This is a genomic window from Burkholderia sp. DN3021 (genome assembly GCF_049805555.1).
Classification (GTDB): domain Bacteria; phylum Pseudomonadota; class Gammaproteobacteria; order Burkholderiales; family Burkholderiaceae; genus Burkholderia; species Burkholderia pyrrocinia_C.
In genome coordinates this window covers 18,627-39,671 of record NZ_JBNCAB010000002.1, presented here as the reverse complement: position 1 = coordinate 39,671, position 21,045 = coordinate 18,627, and the positions used below count along the sequence as shown (strand labels likewise).

At 70.2% G+C, this 21,045-nt stretch carries 16 protein-coding genes; 7 read left to right on the top strand and 9 right to left on the bottom strand.

All coding sequences use genetic code 11. The features are described from left to right. Positions 1–38: 38 nt before the first annotated feature. Entirely contained in the window at positions 39–704 is a 666-nt protein-coding gene (locus ACPUER_RS01320) for a response regulator transcription factor (RefSeq protein WP_072442176.1), read from the top strand. Then, positions 691–2,112, top strand: coding sequence for a sensor histidine kinase (locus tag ACPUER_RS01315; protein ID WP_425130149.1), 1,422 nt, complete (start codon positions 691–693; stop codon positions 2,110–2,112). Before ACPUER_RS01320 ends, ACPUER_RS01315 begins: the two co-directional genes overlap by 14 nt. A gap of 92 nt (positions 2,113–2,204) precedes the next feature. Here the strand turns inward: ACPUER_RS01315 and ACPUER_RS01310 are convergent, their stop codons facing one another. Genes ACPUER_RS01310 through ACPUER_RS01295 form a run of 4 tightly spaced genes read right to left on the bottom strand, consistent with a single transcriptional unit; the run spans position 2,205 to position 6,878 of the window. After that, a complete protein-coding gene (locus ACPUER_RS01310; protein WP_425130148.1) occupies positions 2,205–2,969 on the bottom strand; it encodes an ABC transporter ATP-binding protein in 765 nt (254 codons plus the stop codon). Then, positions 2,966–3,823, bottom strand: coding sequence for an ABC transporter ATP-binding protein (locus ACPUER_RS01305; RefSeq protein ID WP_425130147.1), 858 nt, complete (start codon positions 3,821–3,823; stop codon positions 2,966–2,968). Before ACPUER_RS01305 ends, ACPUER_RS01310 begins: the two co-directional genes overlap by 4 nt. A gap of 11 nt (positions 3,824–3,834) precedes the next feature. Beyond that, positions 3,835–5,646 carry an ABC transporter permease gene (locus ACPUER_RS01300; RefSeq protein WP_425130261.1) on the bottom strand — a complete coding sequence of 604 codons (1,812 nt, stop codon included), beginning with the start codon at positions 5,644–5,646 and terminating at the stop codon, positions 3,835–3,837. A gap of 38 nt (positions 5,647–5,684) precedes the next feature. Then, a complete protein-coding gene (locus ACPUER_RS01295) occupies positions 5,685–6,878 on the bottom strand; it encodes an ABC transporter substrate-binding protein (protein WP_425130146.1) in 1,194 nt (397 codons plus the stop codon). A 123-nt stretch (positions 6,879–7,001) separates the two neighbouring features. Between ACPUER_RS01295 and ACPUER_RS01290 the strand changes: the two genes are divergently transcribed. The 5 genes from ACPUER_RS01290 to ACPUER_RS01270 are packed head-to-tail and all read left to right on the top strand — an operon-like array spanning position 7,002 to position 10,823. Then, complete coding sequence (locus ACPUER_RS01290; protein ID WP_425130145.1) at positions 7,002–7,181, top strand: hypothetical protein; 180 nt, start codon at positions 7,002–7,004, stop codon at positions 7,179–7,181. Positions 7,182–7,234: 53 nt separating this feature from the next. Further along, the gene (locus tag ACPUER_RS01285; RefSeq protein WP_425130144.1) at positions 7,235–8,239 is read left to right on the top strand and encodes a LysR substrate-binding domain-containing protein; all 1,005 of its coding nucleotides are present in this window, start codon (positions 7,235–7,237) and stop codon (positions 8,237–8,239) included. Further along, positions 8,236–9,660: an NAD(P)-binding domain-containing protein gene (locus ACPUER_RS01280; RefSeq protein WP_425130143.1), complete on the top strand. Its 1,425-nt coding sequence runs from the start codon at positions 8,236–8,238 to the stop codon at positions 9,658–9,660. The genes ACPUER_RS01285 and ACPUER_RS01280 overlap by 4 nt, the downstream gene beginning before the upstream one ends. A gap of 45 nt (positions 9,661–9,705) precedes the next feature. After that, positions 9,706–10,236, top strand: a complete 531-nt coding sequence (locus ACPUER_RS01275) for a CMD domain-containing protein (RefSeq protein ID WP_425130142.1) — start codon at positions 9,706–9,708, stop codon at positions 10,234–10,236. Further along, on the top strand, positions 10,233–10,823 hold the full coding sequence (locus ACPUER_RS01270) for a peroxidase-related enzyme (RefSeq protein WP_425130141.1): 591 nt from the start codon (positions 10,233–10,235) through the stop codon (positions 10,821–10,823). The genes ACPUER_RS01275 and ACPUER_RS01270 overlap by 4 nt, the downstream gene beginning before the upstream one ends. A 161-nt stretch (positions 10,824–10,984) precedes the next feature. On the opposite strand, the gene ACPUER_RS01265 is transcribed toward ACPUER_RS01270, so the two are convergent. The 5 genes from ACPUER_RS01265 to ACPUER_RS01245 all read right to left on the bottom strand — a co-directional run bounded on the left by ACPUER_RS01265 (position 10,985) and on the right by ACPUER_RS01245 (position 21,036). Further along, on the bottom strand, positions 10,985–12,256 hold the full coding sequence (locus ACPUER_RS01265; RefSeq protein ID WP_310131184.1) for an MFS transporter: 1,272 nt from the start codon (positions 12,254–12,256) through the stop codon (positions 10,985–10,987). 11 nt (positions 12,257–12,267) lie between these two features. Then, a complete protein-coding gene (locus ACPUER_RS01260) occupies positions 12,268–14,403 on the bottom strand; it encodes a TonB-dependent receptor (RefSeq protein ID WP_425130260.1) in 2,136 nt (711 codons plus the stop codon). 284 nt (positions 14,404–14,687) lie between these two features. Beyond that, positions 14,688–16,478 (bottom strand): ABC transporter ATP-binding protein, encoded by a 1,791-nt coding sequence (locus tag ACPUER_RS01255; RefSeq protein ID WP_310131179.1) that lies wholly within the window; start codon positions 16,476–16,478, stop codon positions 14,688–14,690. Further along, positions 16,475–18,214, bottom strand: coding sequence for an ABC transporter ATP-binding protein (locus ACPUER_RS01250; protein WP_310131176.1), 1,740 nt, complete (start codon positions 18,212–18,214; stop codon positions 16,475–16,477). The genes ACPUER_RS01255 and ACPUER_RS01250 overlap by 4 nt, the downstream gene beginning before the upstream one ends. Positions 18,215–18,288: 74 nt before the next feature. Next, positions 18,289–21,036, bottom strand: a complete 2,748-nt coding sequence (locus ACPUER_RS01245) for an AMP-binding protein (RefSeq protein WP_425130140.1) — start codon at positions 21,034–21,036, stop codon at positions 18,289–18,291. Between the last annotated feature and the right edge of the window lie 9 nt (positions 21,037–21,045).

Genomic DNA, 21,045 nt, shown 5'->3' with positions numbered 1-21,045 from the left:
GGGAAAACCCCTAACCCACCCACCTGCAAAACGGCACCATGCGCATTCTCGTCGTGGAGGACGATGCCGAAATCGGCGCGGCGATCCGCAGCCGCCTGGCGCGGCTCGGCCACGCGGTCGATCTCGAAACCGACGGCGCGACCGCGAACGGGCTGCTGCGCGTCGAGCGCTTCGACCTCGTCGTGCTCGACGCGAACCTGCCCGGCATGGACGGGTTCGCGGTGCTGCGCAACCTGCGCGCGTCGGGCGGCACGACGCCCGTGCTGCTCGTCACCGCGCGCTCGGCGATCGACGACCGCGTGAGCGGCCTCGGCCTCGGCGCCGACGACTATCTGGTGAAGCCGTTCGACTACCGCGAGCTCGATGCGCGCGTGCAGGCGCTCCTGCGCCGCAACAGCGGCCATGCGAACGACGTGCTGACGCTCGGCGGCCTCGTGATCGACCGCAGCAGCCGCCTCGCCGAGCTCGACGGCCAGCCGCTGTCGCTGTCGCGCCAGGAATTCGCGCTGCTCGAAATCCTCGCGAGCCGACCGCAGCGCATCTTCTCGAAGGAAGAGCTGCTGAACCAGTTGTTCAGCTTCGGCAACGAGCCGACCGCGAACGCGGTCGAGCAGTACGTGACGCGCGTGCGCAGAAAGCTGCAGGGCAGCTCGGTCGAGATCCGCACCGCGCGCGGGATGGGGTATCAGATTGCCGCGCATTGACTGGTTCCCGAAGACGCTGTTCGGACGCACTCTGCTCTTCATCGCGCTCGTCGTCGCGACCGGCGCGCTCGCGCTCGCGGCGATCGCGCGCTACTACGCGGGCGTCGCGGCCGAACGCGCGTACGACCAGCTGCTCGCCGGCGCGTCGATCCAGGTCGCGGAAAACCTCTACGTGCAAGGCGGCGTGCTCGCACTGAATCCGCCGGTGGCCGCGCTGTCGACGCTGTCGCGCTACGACCTCGTCTACTACAAGGTCGTCGATTCGCGCGGCATCGTCGTGGCCGGCTACAACGATCTCGCGAGCCCCGCGACGCTCGCCGCCGCGAAACAGGGCCCCGCGTTCGCGAACGCCGTCTACCAGGGGCACCGCATCCGCACCGCGACCATCGCGCGCTACATGCCCGAGGAAAGCACGCCGGGCTGGGCGCTCGTGACCGTTGCGCAAACAACCAACGCGCGCCAGCAGCTCACGAACGACATGAGCATCAAGGTGTGGACGCTGATCCTGCTGATGAGCGTGCTCGCGATCGGCGCGAGCGGCCTCGCGATCCGGCGCGGCCTGCGCCCGCTCGCGCAGATCGGCACCATCATCGCCGCACGCGACCCGGCCGACCTGCGGCCGGTGGCCGTCGACACGCCGAGCGAGATCGACGCGATCATCGGGTCGATCAACGGGTTGATACACCGCCTGGCCGAACGCATCAACGCGATGCAGCGCTTCATCGCCGACGCCGCGCATCAGATGCGCACGCCGCTCGCGCGGCTCGACGCGCAGATCGAACTGCTCGACGGCGAATCCGATCCCGCGCGCCATGCGGCACGCCTCGACGCGCTGCGCGCGACCTGCTCGGACGTCGGCCGCCTCACCGGCCAGCTGCTCAATCATGCGATGGTGATCCATCGCATCGAGGCCGTTCCGCTGCAGCCGGTCGAACTCGTCGCGCTCGCGAAGGATGTGCTCGGTCGCACGATTCCGCTCGCGGACGAGCGCGACGTCGCCGTCGCGTTCGCGAGCGACGCGCCGCTTGCGTGGATCGACGGCGATGCGATCAGCTTGCAGGAAGCGCTGTCGAACGTGCTGCACAACGCGCTGCTGCACGGTCATGCCGACGACATCGTCGTATCGGTCGCGACCGCGGGCAACGCAGACGGCGCGGTGACGCTGACCGTCACCGACAACGGCCGCGGGATTCCGCGCGAGCACTGGGACGCCGCATTGCAGCCATTCGTGCGGCTCGCGCCGGACGGCAGCGAACGGCGCACGGGGTCGGGCCTCGGGCTCGCGATCGTGCAGGAAGTGATGAAGGCGCACGGCGGGCGCGTCGGGTTTGCGTTTCCGGAAGCGGGTGGGTTCGCGGTGGTGATGACGTTTCCGCGGGCGGCGGGGATGGGTGCCCGGCAGGCATAGGCCGGTGAAACCCGGCTCACGGTCGATCGGGCACTTGCTTCGACTCATGAGCCGCGGGTCATCATGTTTCGGCCACCGATGAGCCACGCCAACTACGCCGCTACCGCCTCCCCGCCCAGATACGCATCGCGCACGCGCGCATCGTCGAGCAGCGCCTTCGCGGGCCCTTCGAGCACGACGCGCCCCGTCTGCAGCACATACCCGTAGTGCGCGATCTCCAGCGCGAGGCTCGCATTCTGCTCGACCATGAACACCGTCACGCCCTGCTTGTTGATCGCATCGATCAGTTCGAGCACCTTGTCGACGTAGAGCGGCGACAACCCCATCGTCGGCTCGTCCATGCAGATCAGCTTCGGCCGCGCCATCAGCGCGCGCGCCATCGCGAGCATCTGCTGCTCGCCGCCCGACAGCGTGCCCGCGCGCTGCGCGAGCCGCTCCCTCACGCGCGGAAACAGGTCGAGCACGCGTTCGTAATCTTCCGCCACTGCCGTGCGGTCGCTGCGCGTATACGCACCCATCAGCAGATTCTCCCGCACGCTCATGTCGCCGAACAGCCGCCGCGCCTCGGGCACGGCCGCGATTCCGCGCCGCACGCGCTGCGGCGTCGCGAGCGCCGTCACGTCGTCGCCGTCGAAACGCACGACGCCGCGGCGCGGCCGCATCAGCCCGAGAATCAGCTTCATCGTCGTCGACTTGCCGCTCGCGTTGCCGCCGAGCAGGCTGACGATCTGCCCGCGGCCCACTTCGAAGTTCACGTCGAAGTGCACCTGCACCGGCCCGTAGAACGTATCGAGGTGTTCCAGTTTCAGCAGCGCGTCGGTCACGGTCGTGTCGGGTCCGGAGGAAAGCGTGTTCATGCGGCCGCCTGCGTCGTGCGCTCCGCGGCGGCACCGCCCGCATGGCGCCGGCCGAGGTACGCCTCGATCACGCGCGGATCGTGCCGCACGTCGCGCGGCGCGCCTTCGGCGATCTTCGCGCCGTTGTCGAGCACCATCACGTGGTCGGACACGCGCATCACGAGTTCGAGCTTGTGCTCGATCAGCAGGATCGTCAGGCCGCGCGCCTTCAGCGACTGGATCAGTTGCAGCATCTCGGCCGTCTCCGTCTCGTTCATCCCGGCCGTCGGTTCGTCGAGCAGCAGCAGGCGCGGATGCAGCGCGAGCGCGCGGCCGATCTCCACGCGCCGCCGGTTCGCGTACGACAGGCTGTGCGCCGGATGATCGATGCGCGGCGTGAGCCGTTCGCCGAACCCGGCGACGATCGCGCGCGCCTCGTCGCGCAGCGCCGCTTCCTCGCGCCGCACCGACGCGGGCCGCACGAGCGCGCGCAGCACCTCGGCCGCCGCACCGAGCGCGGGCCAGCCGGGCCGTGCCGCACGCAGCCGCGCATGCGCGCCGATCAGCACGTTGTCGAGCACGCTCAGGTTGCCGAACACGCGGCCGTGCTGGAACGTGCGCGCGATGCCGAGCGCCGCGAGCCGTTCGGGCGCCGTGCCCGTGATGTCGCGGCCGTCGAACGTCACGCGGCCGGCATCGGGCCGGTCGGCGCCCGCGATCAGGTTGAACAGCGTCGACTTGCCGGCGCCGTTCGGCCCGATCACGCTCAGCAGTTCGCCGTCGGCCAGCGTCAGGCTCGCGCCGTCGAGCGCGGTCACGCCGTCGAAGCGGCGCGTCAGGTCCTGCACGTCGAGCAAGGGTCGGGGGGTGGTCATCGCATTCCTCCTCACACCGTGCCGAGCAGGCCCTGCGGCCGGAACCGGACAAGCAGCAGCAGCACGACGCCGTAGATCAGCATCCGGTAGTCGGCCGCCCAGCGGAACAGCTCGGGCAGCCCGATCAGTGCGACCGCGCCGGCGATGCCGCCGAGCACGTTGCCGAGCCCGCCGAGGATCACCATCGTCAGCGCGAGGATCGACACCTGCGAATCGAAGGTCTGGTGATTGATGTAGCTGTACAGGTGTGCGGCGATGCCGCCGCTCACGCCGGCCGCGACGCCGCCGACCGCGAACGCGATCGCCTTGTAGCGGTTCGGCGCGATGCCGTGCGCGCGTGCGGCGACATCGTCCTCGCGCACCGCGCGCAGCGTGCGGCCGAGATGCGAGCGCAGCAGCCGCACCTGCACGAGCGCGAAAACGACGAGCACCGCGAACGTGAACCAGTACGCGGCGCGCGCGGTCGTCGCCCACGGCAGCGGCGCGATGCCGGCGATGCCGAGCGGGCCGCGCGTGAGGCCGTCCCAGTTCAGGATCACGAGGCTCACCACTTCGCCGATGCCGAGCGTCGCAATCGACACGTAGTGCCCGCGCAGCCGGAACGCCGGATAGACGAGCAGCGTGCCGAGCACGGCCGCGATCGCGCCCGCGCACGGAATCGTCACGGCTGGCGACCAGCCGAGATCCGACGACAGCAGCGCCGACGCGTACGCGCCGATCACAAGCAGCGCCGCAGCCCCAAGCGAGATCTGCCCGACCGTGCCCGCGACGAGCGTGAGGCTCAGCGCGAGCAGGCCGTACAGCCAGGCGTTGGTCAGCGTCTGCAGCACGTACGGCGACGCGCCGAGCCACGGCAGCACGGCCGCGAGCGCGATCAGTACGACGAGCGCCGGGCGCGGCACGCGCACGGCTTTCGCGGCCGCGAGGAAGGTGCCCGTCATCGGCTCGGGCGGCAGCGCGCGGTTCGCGCTGAACAAGCCGTTCGGGCGCCAGACGAGGAACACGATCAGCAGCCCGAACGCGAACAGGTCGCGATAGCTCGTGCCGAACAGCGCGACGCCGTAGCTTTCGACAAGGCCGAGCAGCAGGCTGCCCGCGATCGCGCCCGGCACGTTGCCGAGCCCGCCGATCAGCAGCGCGACGACGCCCTTCAGCGTCGCCTGGAAGCCCATCGCCGGATCGATGCTGTTGTAGTACATGCCGACCAGCAGCCCGCTCACGCCGCCGAGCGCGCACGCGATCGCGAACACGGTCTGGTTCACGCGATCGACGTCGACGCCCATCTGCAGCGCCGCGTCGCGATCCTGCGCGGTCGCGCGCACGGCCCAGCCGAGCCGCGTGAAGCGCAGGAAGCCGTACAGCAGCGCGGCCGCCGCGATGCCGATGCCCGCGATCAGCAGGTCGAGCGAGCCGAGCGTCGCGCCGGCGATCCGCAGGTGCCAGTCGGACAGCGGCGTCGGCACCGCGCGCGGGTCCGCGCCGAATGCGAGCTGCGCGAGCTGGTCGAGGATGAAGCTGATGCCGATCGTCGCGAGCAGCGGCGCGATCCGCGCCGCATGGCGCAGCGGCCGCAGCCCGATCCGCTCGATCGCAATGCCGAGCGCGCCGCAGCCGACGACGACCGCCGCGAGCGCGACCGGCAGCGGCAGCCCGAAGCGTGTCAGGCACAGCCAGCCGATGAACGCGCCGACCATGTAGACCGAGCCGTGCGCGAAGTTGATCAGGTGCGACACGCCGAAGATCAGCGCGAGCCCGACCGCGAGCAGCGCGTAGATGTTGCCGACGATGAGGCCGTTGAGCGTGTAGTCGAGCCAGGAAGCCATCACGATGCGTCCGTCACTTGCATGCGGTTCATTCGGAATCAGCGCGCGGCGAGCTGCGGCTTCGCGCCGTCCCACAGCGCCCACTGTCCCTGCTTCACGACCAGATACACGGTGCGCGCGCCCGCGACGCGGCGCGTCTGCGGATCGAAGCGCACCTTGCCGAAGATCACGCTCGGCACGTCGCTCACTTTCGCGAAACCGTCGTGCGCGGCCTGGCGCGTCGTGCCGTAGCGGCGCAGCACCTCGGCCGACAGGATCAGCGCGTCGTATGCGCGCGCAACGAACGAATCGGGATCGGCGTGGAATTTCGCGCGATAGCGCTGCACGAACGCCTGCACCTCGGGGCGCGGCTCGGCCGGGAAGAAGTTCGATTCCGTATAGACGCCGTCGACGGCCGCGCCGCCCAGTTCGAGGAATTTCGGCGAATACACGGAGCCGACCGCCGCGATCGGCAGCGCGACGCCCGACGTGCGCGCCTGGCGCACGATCTGCGCGCCGTCCGCGTAGTACGAGATCAGCACGATCGAATCGGGCTTCGACGCGCCGATCCGCACGAGCGTCGAGCGGAAATCCTTCTCCGCCGGCTGATAGCCTTCGGCCGCGACGACCTGCGCACCGAGCCCGGCCGCCGCCTTCGCGAAGATGTCCTTGCTGGTGCGGCCCCAGTCGGTGTTCAGGTACAGCACCGCGATCCGCTTGAAGCCAAGTTCCTTCACCGCGTAGCGCGCGAGCAGCGGCTGCTCCTCGGCCTGGCTCAGCGCGGTGCTCCACAGGTAATCGCCGCCCTTCGTGAAATCCGGGTGCGAGTTCGTGAAGCCGAACTGGATCAGTTGCCCGCGCTGGTAGATCGGCGACGCGGCCATCGACGTCGCGCTGGAGAAATCGCCGAGCTCGATCGCAATGCGCGGATCGGCGACGAACTTCTGCGCGATCGCCACGGCCTGGCGCGGATCGCTGCGGCTGTCCTGGAAATCGATCGCGAGCGGCCGGCCGTGAATGCCGCCGCTGCCGTTGATCTCGTCGAGCGCGAGATCGAAGCCGCGCTTCCATTGCTCGCCGTATTGCGCGTCCTGGCCCGTCAGCGGCCCGCTTACGCCGACCACCACCGGTTCGCCCGACACGCCCGCCGCGAGCGCGCCGCCCGCCGACAAGCCCCATGCGGCAGCGAGCGCCGCCACCGTGCCCAGCACGCGCCGCCATGCGCCGCGTGCGTCGTTCCCCGAAACGTTCATGCCGCCCCCCACCTTCAGTCAGTCGAAAAGAGTGAGGGCATGTAACCATCCGGTTCAGGGCGATCCAACGAAGTTTTGCGCATATCGATATCGCGCGCGGCGCGAAGCGGATGACGCGCGCGGATGGCCATCCGCATGCGGCGCATCGTGCAGTGCGTCTGCGTGCATCGCATCGCGTTGATTCGATTGCGGTTTCCCGCGCGGCTCTCCTCTCAGCCGAGGCGCACGTACGCGCCGCCGGCCATCGTGAAGATCGCGCGCTTCGCAGTTTTCGCGCTGTCGATAGCAAAAATCATTATATGAATCGCGCATGCTCGCACTCCTACAATGCGCAAATCGCATCATCGGAACGCGTCATGGAGCTGCATCAACTCGAAGCCTTTTCCGCGGTCATGTCGGCCGGCAGCGTGACCGGCGCGGGCGAACTGCTCGGCCGCTCGCAGCCGGCCGTCACGCGGCAGATCCAGGAGCTCGAAGCCGATCTCGGCTACGCGCTGTTCGACCGGCACGGCCCGCGCGTCACGCCGACGCGGCGCGCGTTCCTGCTGTACGAGGAAGTCGAGCGCTCGCTGGTCGGCCTGCGCGCGATCGAGGCGCGGGCACGCGCGCTCGGAAACGAAACGGCCGAACCCGTGCGCATCGCGGCGACGCCGTCGCTCGCGGCCACGCTCGTGCCGGCCGCGCTCGCCGCGCTGCCCGACGGCGCACACGCCCCGCACTACCAGTTGCGCAGCGAATCGGCCGAGCATGTCGTGCATGAAGTGCTGGCCGGCACGGCGGATATCGGCGTCGTCACGCTGCCGATGGCGCACGCGGGGCTCGACGTGCACTGGATCGCGCAGACGCCATGCGTCGCCGTGCTGCCCGCCGGCGACCCGCTCGCGGCGAAGCCGCGCATCGCGCTGCGCGATCTCGCGCGCCGCCGCATCGTCACGGTCGCGAACCGGCACCGGCTGCGCCAGCGGATCGACGCGGCATTCGCGGCCGCGCGCGTCGATGCACGCGTGTTCATCGAAACCAATGCGTCGCTGAATGCGGTGATGGCCGCGCGCGCGGGCATCGGGATCGGCATCGTCGATCCGGCGACGGGCGTCGCGCTGCCGGTGGACGGCGTCGTCGCGCGCCCGCTCGACGTCGACATCCCGTTCGCGTTCGGCGTCGCGACGCCGGCCGGCAAGGTGCGCACCGCGGCCGTCGATGCGCTGCTCGACGCGCTGCACCGCACGACGCGCGCGCTGCTCGACGACGTGATCTTTCACGATGCCGCCGCGCACGACGCGCTGCTGCGCGGCGACCGACTGCGCAGCGAACGCGCACCGCGTCCGACACGTACACGCCGCACCCGCCCGGAGGCCGCATGACGACGCTGCTCGACGCACTCGAAGCGCGGCTCGCGCAGGATCTACGCTGGCTCGACCTGCCCGCGCCGTCGTGGGTGCCGCCGCGCGAGGCCGACGGCGCGCGCGTGCTCGACGTCGCGATCGTCGGCGGCGGCATGGCGGGGCTCGCGGCATCCGCCGAACTGCGCCTGCTCGGCATCGACAACCAGTGCGTGATCGACCGCGCGCCGGCCGGCTACGAAGGGCCGTGGGTCACGTTCGCGCGGATGGACACGCTGCGCTCGCCGAAGCAGCTCGCGGGCCCCGCGCTCGGCCTGCCCGCGCTGACATTCCGTGCGTGGTTCGAAGTGCAATACGGCCGCGACGCGTGGGACGCGCTCTACAAGATTCCGCGTACGCAATGGATGGATTACCTGCGCTGGTATCGGCGCGTACTCGACCTGCAGGTGCGCAACGACACGACGCTCGTCGCGCTGCGCCCGCGCGACGACGGGCTGCTCGCGCTCGACGTGCGCGGCAACGGCGAAGCGCAGACGCTGCTCGCGCGGCACGTCGTGCTCGCGACCGGCCGCGACGGCCTCGGCGGCCCGTACGTGCCGCCCGTCGCGCAACGCACACCTCGCACGCGCTGGGCCCACTCGTCCGAGCCGATCGACTTCGCGGCGCTCGCGGGCAAGCGCGTCGGCGTGGTCGGCGCGGGCGCATCCGCGTTCGACAACGCGGGCACCGCGCTCGAAGCCGGCGCCGCGCGCGTCGATCTGTTCTTCCGCCGCGCGGACATTCCGCGCATCAACAAGCTGACCGGCATCGGCAGCCCTGGCCTCGTGCACGGCTACGCCGATCTCGACGATGCGACGAAGTGGCGCTTCATGCACTACGCGTTGACGTCGCAAACGCCACCGCCGCGCGACAGCGTGCTGCGCGTGTCGCGCCACGAGCACGCGCATTTTCATGCGGGCAGCCCGATCGAGACGCTCGCCGAACGTACGAACGGCCTCGACGTGACGACGCCGCGCGGGCGCTACACCGTCGACTTCCTGATCTTCGCGACGGGCTTTCATTCGGACTGGACGACGCGCGCGGAATTCGCGTCGTTCGGGCAGCACGTGCGGCGCTGGAAGGACCGCTATCGACCCGAACCGGGTGCATGGCTCGACGAGCTCGCCGAATCGCCCGATCTCGGCCCCGCGTTTGCGTTCCAGGAACGCGAGCGCGGTGCGTGCCCTGCCGTCACGCGGATTCATTGCTTCAATCATGCGGCGAGCCTGAGCCACGGCAAGCTGTCCGGCGATATCCCGGCCATCAGCGCGGGCGCCCAACGGCTCGCGCGCGGCATCGCGAGCCGGCTGTTCGACGCCGACCGCGACCGGCACTACGACGCACTCGTCGCGTATGCGAACGCCGAGCTGCAAGGCGACGAATGGCGCGACGCCGACGCATGAGCGTGCGTTCATCGATCACATAAACGACGAAGGGAAACCAAAACGATGACTGAATCCATCACGTCGGCCGCCGCGCCGGACACGATCGACGCGGTAGCCGGCCTGCGCGACGGCGATGCCGTGACCGCACTGCGCCGCGCGCGCGACAAGGTGCTGCTCCATACGCGGCTGAGCGAAGCCGCGCTGTTCGATCCGGCGTTGCCCGATCTTTCGTTGGTCGAAAGACTGCATGCCGCAAGATACGTCGCGCAACGATCGAACGCGCACGCACTGGCCTCGACGTATCGCACGCGGCTGCTCGACGCGGGCGGCATCGCCGAGGACATCGCGCTCGCCGACGCCGATGCGTTCGACGCGCTCGCCCCGCGCGTTGGCGCGATCCTCGCTCATGCGCGGCTTTTGACACACGCGCCCGCCGATGCACGCGCCGCCGACCTCGATGCGCTGAGGTCGGCCGGACTCACGACGCCCGCGATCGTCGCGCTGTCGCAGCTCGTTGCGTTCGTCGCGTATCAGTTGCGCGTCGCGGCTGCCGCGCAAGCGCTTCAGGCACGCGCCGCAAAGGAGGCCGCATGACGACAGCCGTCCACGGCTTCACGTCCGACACGCTCGGCTGGCGCGCCTGGCTCGACACGGTATCGCTCGATGCCGCGACGCCCGATCAGCTTGCGGTGCTCGAAGCAAGCCACCCGCATGCGAAAACATCCGACTACTACCTGCTGCTCGTTCACCTGCCCGAAATCCTGCGGCAGCGCTCGGGCGTGTTCAACGCGATCATGTACGGCCCCGGCGGGCTGTCGCGTGCGGAGCGCGAACTGGCCAGCACGGCCGTGTCGCGCGTGAATGGGTGCGTGTATTGCGCGTCGGTGCATGCGCAGCGCTTCGCACAGCTTGCGAAACGCACCGATGCGATCGAGCAGGTGTTCGACGATCCGGCGACGGCCGGCACGACGGCACGCGAACGCGCGATCGTGCGTTATGCGATCGCGCTGACCGAACGGCCAGATACGGTAGATGCGGACGACATCGCGGCGCTTGAAGCCGAAGGGCTGACACATGAGGAGATTCTCGACCTGTCGCACGCGGTCGCGATCTTCGCGTGGGCGAACCGGTTGATGCTGACGCTGGGGGAGCCGGTGTTTCCGGAGCCGGCCGGCCAGTGAACGCGGGCAAGACCTCGCACGCGGCCTGCGTATCGTCTTCCGTTTACAGATCGAAGCGGCGGTAACCCGGCACGCGACGGCGAGGCGCACGCGTGCCCCCCCAGGGGAGGGCTCGTCGCACAACCATCGCGTGTCGCCGCCGCCGCGCACCTCGACCACACTCACGCGGCCCCGCGCCGCCCGAACTCCATCGGCGCCGCGCCGCGTCTCGGCAACATCACGACGAACACGGCCGCCACCACCGCGAACACGGTTCCCGCGCCCGCATAGAACGCCGGCCACCCCGTCGCCGCAATCAGGCCCGGCACGCCCATCAGGCCGAACGTGCCGACGAGCCGCCCGCCGCTGTAGAACAGCGCATAGACGGTCGCCGGCTGCTTCCCCGCAGCCCAGCCGAGAATCGCGCCACCCATGCCGATGAAGGTCCACGCGCTGGCCGCGCCAACCAGCACCGCGCCCGTCGCGGCCAGCGTCGCATCGCCGCGCGACGCCGCGACCGCCAGCACGGCGACGCTCGCGAGGCACGCGGCCGTGCCCGTTGCGCAGATCGTCGCCGGCCGCCAGCGGCGCGCGGCCCAGCCGGCCGCCACCGACGCCACGAGGTTCGCGGCCGGCACAAGCGTGCCGAGCAATGCGCCGATGTGCTGCAGCGGCATGCCGAGGTCGACGAGCAGCAGCCGGTTGAAGTTGAACAGCATCATCAGCATCACGGTCAGTGCGATCGTCGCGAGCAAGCGGGCGCGCATCGCGCCGTCGCGCAACGCGTCGCACCAGCCAGACAGCGGCTGGCCCGGGCTGCGCGCCGCCGCGCGGTCGGCGTCGACCAGCAACGCGACCGACAGCGCCGAAACCGCGAGTATCGCCGCCAGCAGCACGAACACGAGTCGCCAGCCGAGCGACGGGTACAGCCACACCAGCACGCCGCCGCCGAGCAGCAGCCCGACCGCCATCCCGCCCATTTTCGCGGCTGCGACCAGCGTGCGGCCCGATGGCAGCGTCTGTTCGACGCTCAACGCGTCGAGCGACAGGTCCATCGTCGCGACGGCCGCCGTGGCCACGAAACCAAGCGCGAACAACCACGCGACGGGCGCGTCCGGCTGCATCGCGATGCCGAGCGTTGCCGCGACCGCGACGAGTTGCGCCGCGACGATCCAGCCGGTGCGATGCCCGAGCCAGCGCAGCCTTCGCGCATCCAGCCACGGCGCCCACAGGAACGCGACGCCGAACGGCAGGTACAGCGCATAGACCCACTGCAGCGACGCAAGCGTCACGCCCTGCGTGCGCAGGATCGGCGCGAGGCCGCCCTGCACGAAGCCGAGCACGCAGCCGATCGCCACATAGAGGATCGCGACGACCGTCAGCACGCGCGCAATGCCCGGCGACGGCGCGACGGCCGGCGGTCGATCGCCGGCAAGACGAAGTGGTTCGCTCATCGGTGCCCCCTTCAAAGCTGCGTGGTAAGGCCGATGCCGACGACGCGCGGCTGGCCCACGCGCACCGAGCCGACGCCCGGCGCCCAGCTCTGCCCCGCGACGACATAGCGGCGGTCGAACAGGTTCTCCGCGAACCCGTACAGCGTCCAGTTCCGGTACGTCCAGCCAACGCGCAGGTTGACCACGCTATACGCGGCAAGATTGAAGCTGTTGCGCACATCGACCGTGCGCCAGCCGACGTATTGCCACGACGCGTCCGCATTGAAGCGCCCCGGCAGGCCGACCATCCCGCCCGGCAACTCGCCGTGCGCACCGAGATTGCCCGTCATGCGCGGCACGTTCGGCAGCCGGTTGCCCGATTGCGCGCCCGTGACGTCGCCGGCCGGCACGGACCGCAATTCCCCCTGTGTATAGCCGAGTCCAGCGGTCAGCCGCAGGTAGCGCAACACCTTCGCGCCGAGTTCGAGTTCCGCGCCATAGGTCCGGTAGTCGAGCGACGCGGGCATGAACAGCCCGCTCGACGGGAAGAACGCGACGAGATGGCCGTTCTTCACGTCGTTGTAGAACAGCGAGCCGTCGACGCTGAGCCGCCGGTCGAGCCACAGCGACTTGAAGCCGAGTTCGTAGGTCCAGCTCGTCGACGCCGGAAACGACGACTCGCGCCGGCCCTGCGGCCCGTTCACCGTGACGGCCGGATAGCCGGCCGACGCTTCACCGCGCGACACGGTCGCATAGGTCATCAGCGTGTCGGTCCAGTCGAACGTCAGGCCCGTGCGCCCGGTGACGAACGTGTCGCTCAGGCTGTCGTCCTGGCGGAACCGGCTCACGACCCTCGGGTTGCCGTTGCCGTCGAACGCGTAGCGCGCGTCCTTGCGCTCGTAGGTCGCGCGCAACCCCGTGATCGCCTTCAGCCGCGTCGTCAACAGCCAGCTCGCCTCGCCGAACAGCGACACGCTGTCGGTATCGATGCGGTTGTGCTGCTGGCCGTTCTGCGTCGTCACGAAGTTGAACGCGACAGGCGAGGCAACGGCCGTCGTGTCGTTCGTGAAGCGCGAATGGAAATAGTTGAGCCCGGCCGTCCACATCACCAGGCTGTCGTCGCGCGAATTCAGCCGCACTTCCTGCTGGAACGTCGATTCGCCGAAGCGCATCTCGGTACGGTCCGCGCCCGGCACGTTGAACATGCTCGCGGGACGCTTCGACAGCGCCGAGTATATGAGCCCGTCGGTCAGGTCGAACTGCTGCACGTTGCGCGAATCCTGGTAGCTCGTCAGCGACATCAGCCTGAAACGGTCGAAATCGCGGTCTACCCGCACGCTGCCGCCCGCGTCGCGCCAGCGGCCGTACGTGGACGGGTTCAGTTCGACCTGCGGGAAATCCGGGTTCTGCATCAGCACGAAGCGCGGCGCGGTCGTTTCGGTCTGGTCGACGAACCCCGATACCGTGACCGACGTGCGGTCGTCCGGCACCCACAGCACGGTGCCGCGCGCGGCGCCGACCTTCACGCGGCCATCGGTGCCGCCCGTCGCGAGGTTCGGAACGTTGCCGTTGAGGTTCGACATCCGCACCGCGACACGTGCGGCGACGTCGTCCGACACGGGCCCGTTGCCGATCACCTCGCCGAGCCAGCGACCGTGCGTGCCGGCTTCCGCCGTGGCCGAGAACGCGCGCCTGAAGGTCGGCGGCTTCGTTATCACGTTGATCGCGCCGCCCTGCGTGTTGCGGCCGAACAGCGTGCCCTGCGGACCGCGCAGCACTTCGACGCGATCGACGTCCATGAAGGTCGGCGGCGCGCCCGTCGTCGCGCGCGGCACGTCGTTGACGTACATCACGACCGATTCGTCGTCGGCCGCGAGCGGCATGAACGAACCGACGCCGCGGATGCTGAACACGTTCGCATAGGTCGCGCCGATATCGGCGAACGCGAGGTTCGGCACCGAGCGCGCGAGGCCCGCGTTGCCGGCCGACGGCGCGGCATCGACCGCGAGATCGGCGCCGCTCACGGCCGTCACGCTGACCGGCACTTTCTGCTGCGACTCGCTGTGGCGCCGCGCGGTGACGGTCACGGCTTCGAGCTGCGTGCCGGCAGCCGGATCGGCCGGCGCAGCGGGCGCCGACGCCGCATCGCCGGCCGCATGGGCAAGCATCGGCCACGCCAAAGCAGCGGCCAGCGCGAGCGACAGCGGCGCGATCGACCGGCCCGGGTGACAGGCGCGGGCATGCACGACGTCCCACGACGCAACGATGGATTGAACGGTGAACCGATTCGATCGCGCAGCACGCGATGCCGCCCGGTTCTCCGTGGCGGTACGACGGTAACGATGTCTCATGCAGCCTTCCTCTGCTGGTGCTCCGATCGCGACGGGCCGTTGGCGGCCTCGTCGCGGGCCTCGTGAAGCGTGGTGATGGTGGTTGGAGTGAACGGCTGCGGTCATGCATGCCCCGCATCGCGCGCGATCAGGCGCGCGTAGCGCCCGCCGCGCGCGACGAGTTCGGCATGCGGGCCCTGCTCGACCACGCGCCCCTCGTCGAGCACGACGATACGGTCGGCCTGCCGGATCGTCGACGGGCGGTGCGCGATCATCAGCACCGTGCGCTGCCGGCGCAGCCGGGCAAGCGCCTCGTGGAACGCGCGCTCGCTTTCGGTGTCGAGACTCGACGACGCCTCGTCGAGCACGAGCACCGGGCTGTCGCGCAACAACGCGCGCGCGATCGCGATCCGCTGCCGCTGGCCGCCCGACAGCCGTGCGCCGCGCTCGCCGCAGCGCGTGCCATAGCCGTCCGGCAGCGCAGCGATGAAGTCGTGCGCCTGCGCATCGCGCGCGGCCTGCTCCACCGCCGCGTCGCTCGCATCGGGCCGGCCGAGCCGGATGTTGTTGGCGATCGTGTCGTCGAACAGATAGACGTCCTGCGGCACCACCGACACGCATTGCCGCAGCCGCGCGACCGGCATGTCGCGCACGTCGACGCCGCCGACCGTCACGCGCCCAGACTGCACGTCCCTGAAGCGCAGCAGCAAGCTCACGCACGTGCTCTTGCCCGCGCCCGACGCGCCGACGAGCGCGACGGTCTCGGCCGGCTTCACGTCGAAATCGACGCCGCGCAATGCCGGCACGCGCGTGTCGTCGTATGCGAAGCCTGCCTGCTCGAAGCGCACCGTTGCATCGGCCGGCTCCGCGGTACCGTCGTCGGCGATCTGCGCGGGCTGCCGCTGGATCGCGAGAATCCGCTCGGCGCCCGCCTTCAGTTCGCCGAGCTTGCGCGCGGCCTGCGCGACTTCGGCGAGCGGAATCAGCGCGGCACCGACCAGCACGACTGCGCACGGCAACCATGCGACCGCCAGCAGGCCGTGCTGCACGAGCACGGCCCCCGTCAGCAACGCGGCGAGCAGCGCACCGGCCTGCAGCAGCTCGATGGCTGTCTGCTCGAGCCCGGCACGCGTGCCGTACCGGCGCTGCTCGTCCTCCATCGCGCGCACGCGCGCCGCGATGCGGTCGAGCCATGCGCGCGCCTGGCCGAACAACGCGATCTCCTTTCTGCCCTGGATGCCTTCGATCACGTCCGCGTCGAGCTTCGCGGCAGCCTCCGCAAGCCTGCGGCCCTGCCGGTGCGCGCGATCTCCGAGCCAGAACGGCACCGACGCGAGCAGCGGCAGGAACGGCAGCAGCGCGAGCATCAGCCATGGCTGCACGAATGCGAGCGCGACGAGCGCCAGCAGCGGGACGATGCCGGCCGCGATCGCGTCGGCGAGCGTGTGCGCGAAGAAATGCTCCATCGCGTGCGCGTCGCGCGTCGCGACCGCCGCGAGCTCGCCGGTGCGGCGCCCGGCCACGTAGCCGGGCGCCGCGCGTTCGAGGCCGTCGTAGATGCCGATCTGCATCGTCTCGATCAGCGCGAACGCGAATTCGTGCGACACGTGCGCCTGCCACCAGCGCCCGCCCGCGCCGGCGGCCACCGCCGCGGCGAGCGCCCATGCGCCGGGCAGCCATTGCGCGGCGCTTGCGCCGGTGATCGCCATGCCGATCAGCCACGCGCAGATCGTGAACGTCGCGACCATCCCGCCCTGCGCGAGCACGGTCGCGACGATCGTCAGCATCATCAGCCGCTCCTGGCCGCGCGCGAGCTGCATCAGTCCCGCCCAGCCGCTGCGCACGGGCGGCGCGCCGTCACGCGGGCGTGTTGCGCCATCGCGGTCCGGCGCGGTCGTCGTGGTTATGCTCATGCGATTTCCTCCTGCGACGCACCGGCGTGCGCATGCTGCGCGGCCAACAGGCGCGCATACAATCCGCCGCGCGCCATCAACGTGTCATGATCGCCCTCCTCGGCGATTCGCCCGCCGTCGACGACGACGATCCGGTCCGCGTGCCGCACCGTCGCGAGACGATGTGCGATCACGACGAGCGCCCGCTGTCCTGCGAACGCTTCGATCGCCCCCTGGATCGCGTGCTCGCTCGACGGATCGACGTTCGACGTCGCTTCGTCGAGCAGCAGGATCGGCGCGCCCTTCAGCCATGCACGGGCAATCGCGAGCCGCTGGCGCTGGCCGCCCGATAGTTGTGCGCCGCGCTCGCCGACAGGTGTCGCATAGCCGTGCGGCAATCCTTCGATGAAATCGTGGACATGCGCGACGCGCGCCGCGTCGCGAATCGCGTCCGCATCGGCGTCGGGCCGCGCGAACCGCAGGTTGTCCTCGATGCTGCCGTCGAACAGCACGATGTCCTGGAACACCGCGCTGACCTTCGCTCGTATCGCCGCGAGCGGCAGGTCGCGCAGGTCGACGCCGCCGATCCGCACGGCGCCGTGCTGCGGATCGGCCATCCGCATCAGCAGCGCGCCCAGCGTCGACTTGCCCGCGCCGGACGGACCGACGACCCCGACGAACTCACGTTCGCCGATCGCGAGCGACACGTGCTCGAGCGCGGGCCGGTCGCTGTCCGGCCAGGCGAACGTCACATCGTCGAACGCGACATCGGCGTGCTTGCCCGGCGCGCGCGGGGATACAGGCTCGCGCACCGGCGGCTCGGCGTCGAGCAACGCGGCAATCGGCCCGGCCGCGCTCGCGGCGCCCCACGCGATGTGGAACGTCTTGTCGAGCCGGTCGACCGGCCGGAACGCCTCACGCGCAAGAAACAGCGTGATCAGCGCGGACGTCGCGGGCAGCACGCCAGACGCCGCGCGCGACGCGTTGAGCGCCGCGACGACCGCGACGCAGCCGAGCCCGAACAGGCCCGTCACGCCGTTGCGCATCAGCGTCGCGTACAGGATGCCCATCGCCTCGCGCCGCAACCCTGCCGCCGCCGCGACGAGCGACGCGCGACGGGAGCCGGCCGCATCGAACGCCTTCAGCGTCGCGATGCCCTGCAGGCTGTCGAGCATCGTCGCGCCGAAGCGCCCCATCGACGCCATCAGCCCCGACGCCTTCGGTCGGCGCAGCCGCAGCCATACGCGATCGATCACAGGCACGGCCAGCACGCAGGCCGAGAGCACGCCCGCCGACAGCGGATCGATCCACGCGACCAGGCCGATCACGCCCGTACAACCGACGAGAGCGATACAGACGGCCGGAATGTAGCGCCCGTAGTACGTTTCGAGCGCCTCGACGCCGCCGACTATCGCGTGCTGCAGTTCGGCGGTGCGCGCCGCGCCGCCTGCCGCGCCAAGCGCGAGCGCCTGCGGGAGCAGTTGCGCGCGCAGCCGCGCCTTGGTGCGGCTCGCGGTGCGCAGCGCGGCGACCTCGCCGGCCCACATCAGCGCGATTCGCGCCAGCGCGAGCGCCGTGAAGCCGAACGCCCATCCGAATACGCCGGACGGCGGCGCGCCCGACAACACGGCCGCGATCCCGAGCGCCACGCATAACGCCTGTCCCGCGTAGCACGCGGTCACGACGAGCCCGATCGCGACGCTAGTGGCGATATCGGTATAGACGACTCCGGCGAGCCGCCACAGCTGACGTTGCATCTGATTTTCTCCTTTCATCCGGACACCTGATCGATGCGACAGCGCCGCACCACATTTCCGTCCGCGCGTTGCGTTTAACGCGCGGACGCGCGATCGCCCGTCACGCAGTGCACGGGCACGCCCTTCAGCGGTGTCGCGACGATGTCGACGAGCCCCTGTTCCGCAAGCATCGCGTTGACCGTCCTGACCGGGTAGCAGTCGCCGGCCTGCGTGAGCCCGAGCATCTGCGCGGCGAACAGGCGCGGCACGGGTTCGCTCGCGGCCGGCGCGTCCGAGATCATGAAATCGCAGACCGCGATCCGCCCGCCCGGCGCGAGACGGTCGCAGGCGCGCCCGAGCAGGCGACGGCACGCGTCCTCGTCGAAGTGATGAAGGATCTGGCTCAGGATCACGAGGTCGTACTGGCCGGGAATCTCCACGTCGAACAGATTCCCGCCGATGAATCGCGCGCGGGCATCGACACCGAACTCGCGCGCGGTATCCGCACATGTGTCGCGAATCGACGGCCAGTCGACGCCGCAGACGGTCGATTTCGGCTGTGACTGTGCGAACGTGAAGCCGTAGATGCCGTTGCTGCAGCCAAGATCGAGCACAGCGATCGACGAACGCGACGCCGCCCACGGCGCAAGCAGATCCGCGACGCGCCGCGCAGTGCGGCGGCTCGTGTTCGCGATGCCGACCGCGAACGACTGCCAGTACGGATGGTCGGCCGCCTCGAGACTCGACGGCAGCACGCTGCCACCCGCAATGACCGCGTCCTTGAAATGCCGGAACGTGTCCCACATCAGGTCGGCCGTATAGACGCCCGACAGGCCACCGACGTAATACGGCGACGCGGACACGAGAAAGCGCTGCGACGTCGGGTTCAGCCGGTAGCGGGCGTGCGCGGCGTCATGCTCGACGAGCGCAAGCCCCGCGAGCGCGTCGAGCAGGATGCGCATCCCGCGCGCACTCGCCCCCACCGCGCAGGCCAGTTCGCCCGCGCCGCGCGGCCCGTCGGCAAGCCGGTCGAACACGCGCAGCTCGATCGCCGCGCGCAGCACGCCAGCGCGCTCGACACCCATCAGCAGATCGAGGATCGGTGCGGCCGACAGCGTGGAGGGCGCGCCAGGCAGGCACGTCGCGAGCGCGGCCTGCGCAGTCGCGGCCTCGCGCGCGAGCGTCGCACGATCGACCTTGCCCGACGGCGCGAGCGGCAGCCGCAGACACGGCACCACCGAGTCGACTAGCTTGCAGCGCTCGACTCCGGCCACGTCGAGGAGATGACGGTTGATCGCGTCGAGCGTCGGCGCCTGCCGCTCCGCGCGCGGCACCACGCACGCGCACAGCCGTGCCGCGCAGCCATCGGTCGTTGCCTGCACGACGGCCACGTCAGCGACATCGGGGTGCCCGTGCAGCAGCATCTCGATCTCGACGAGATTGATCTTCACGCCGTTACGCAGCACGGTGTCCGCGCGACGGCCGATGATATGCAGGTAGCCGGCCGCATCGAGCCGCCCGCGATCGCCCAGGCGCACCCAGCCGCCCGGCGCGAGATTCCGTTCGTTCAGCTCGGGCGCACCGAAGTAGCCGAGCGGCGTCATCGGTCCGCGCGCCCAGATCTCGCCATCCGCGCCAATCTCGACGTCGTTGCCTGCATCGTCGACGATCCGCACCGTGACAACCGCCGGATCGGGCCGGCCGACCGTGGCGACGATCGTGTCGAAATCGTCGTCGAGCGCGGTATGGCAAGCGACGCCGTCGGCCGAGCCGTACGACTGGATCAGCGCGCAGCCGATCACGTCGCGCACGCGCTGTGCGGTCTGCGCGCTGAGTGCCGAGCCGCCGCTGACGATCGCCTTCAGCGACGACAGGTCGGGCGCGTTGCCTGCGTCGTCGGCGAGCAACGGACTCTCGAGCAGCATGTCGACCATGTTCGGCCCTGCGAACAGATGCGTGACGCGCAGCGCCGCGATCGCGAGTAGCACGGCGGTCGGCTCGAACCGCTCGAGATTGACCAGCGCGCCCCCCAGCGCCGCCAGCGCGCACGACGTGCTGAGCGACCCGAATGGCGACGCGAGCGATACGCAGAACATCGCGCGCATCATCGATACATCGGCGCCGAGACTCTTCAGGTACGACGCCTGCCCGCCGATCAGCCCGTTGTGCGAATACGCGACGAGCTTCGGCTCCGCTTCCGAACCCGACGACGCGATCAGCCGCACTGGGCCGTCCGGATCGAGCATGCCGGCGCGATACGGATACGGATCGCGTTCCCAGCAGCGGTCGAGGTCCGGCCAGTCGAGATAGCGCGCGCCGAGCACGAACACACGCTCGAGCATCGGCAGTTCGTCATGCAGCCCGTCGATCAGCGCCGCATAGTCGATGTCGCCCACCCGCCGCTGGCAGATCAGCACCTTCGCGCCGGATTTCGCGAGCAGCGCGCGGCTCTCGTGCCGCTTGCGGCCGACCGGATAGGGCAACACGATCGCACCGAGCGCGGCGGCGGCCAGATCGGCCGCGCATGCGCGCCAGCCGTTCGGCAAATTCACGGCGACGACATCGCCCGTGCGCACGCCGCACTCGTGCAGCGCGGCCGCGAGCCCGAGGCTTCTCACGCGCAGTTGCGCGTAGGTAAGCGCAATCCCGCCGTCGGAGACTGCGAGCGAGAGCGGATGCGCGTCGGCAAAGCCCGAGAACGACATGAACAGGTCGCGCCCCTCGTAGATGCCGGCGTCGGCCCAGACGCGCCGCAACGCGGCCGGAACGTGATCGAGGATGCCGCCGGCATCCTCGTGTGCGCCGAGCGTCCGGGAGGCAGAAAGCGTTAGGTCGAATGTCATCGATGCGTC

What these genes read in the sequence shown, in the direction of transcription:
- ACPUER_RS01320 (WP_072442176.1), top strand. Translation starts at nt 39, where the DNA reads ATGCGCATTCTCGTCGTGGAGGACGATGCCGAAATCGGCGCGGCGATC.
- ACPUER_RS01310 (WP_425130148.1), bottom strand. Translation starts at nt 2,969, where the DNA reads ATGAACACGCTTTCCTCCGGACCCGACACGACCGTGACCGACGCGCTG.
- ACPUER_RS01305 (WP_425130147.1), bottom strand. Translation starts at nt 3,823, where the DNA reads ATGACCACCCCCCGACCCTTGCTCGACGTGCAGGACCTGACGCGCCGC.
- ACPUER_RS01300 (WP_425130261.1), bottom strand. Translation starts at nt 5,646, where the DNA reads ATGGCTTCCTGGCTCGACTACACGCTCAACGGCCTCATCGTCGGCAAC.
- ACPUER_RS01295 (WP_425130146.1), bottom strand. Translation starts at nt 6,878, where the DNA reads ATGAACGTTTCGGGGAACGACGCACGCGGCGCATGGCGGCGCGTGCTG.
- ACPUER_RS01290 (WP_425130145.1), top strand. Translation starts at nt 7,002, where the DNA reads ATGGCCATCCGCATGCGGCGCATCGTGCAGTGCGTCTGCGTGCATCGC.
- ACPUER_RS01285 (WP_425130144.1), top strand. Translation starts at nt 7,235, where the DNA reads ATGGAGCTGCATCAACTCGAAGCCTTTTCCGCGGTCATGTCGGCCGGC.
- ACPUER_RS01280 (WP_425130143.1), top strand. Translation starts at nt 8,236, where the DNA reads ATGACGACGCTGCTCGACGCACTCGAAGCGCGGCTCGCGCAGGATCTA.
- ACPUER_RS01275 (WP_425130142.1), top strand. Translation starts at nt 9,706, where the DNA reads ATGACTGAATCCATCACGTCGGCCGCCGCGCCGGACACGATCGACGCG.
- ACPUER_RS01270 (WP_425130141.1), top strand. Translation starts at nt 10,233, where the DNA reads ATGACGACAGCCGTCCACGGCTTCACGTCCGACACGCTCGGCTGGCGC.
- ACPUER_RS01265 (WP_310131184.1), bottom strand. Translation starts at nt 12,256, where the DNA reads ATGAGCGAACCACTTCGTCTTGCCGGCGATCGACCGCCGGCCGTCGCG.
- ACPUER_RS01260 (WP_425130260.1), bottom strand. Translation starts at nt 14,403, where the DNA reads ATGCTTGCCCATGCGGCCGGCGATGCGGCGTCGGCGCCCGCTGCGCCG.
- ACPUER_RS01255 (WP_310131179.1), bottom strand. Translation starts at nt 16,478, where the DNA reads ATGAGCATAACCACGACGACCGCGCCGGACCGCGATGGCGCAACACGC.
- ACPUER_RS01250 (WP_310131176.1), bottom strand. Translation starts at nt 18,214, where the DNA reads ATGCAACGTCAGCTGTGGCGGCTCGCCGGAGTCGTCTATACCGATATC.
- ACPUER_RS01245 (WP_425130140.1), bottom strand. Translation starts at nt 21,036, where the DNA reads ATGACATTCGACCTAACGCTTTCTGCCTCCCGGACGCTCGGCGCACAC.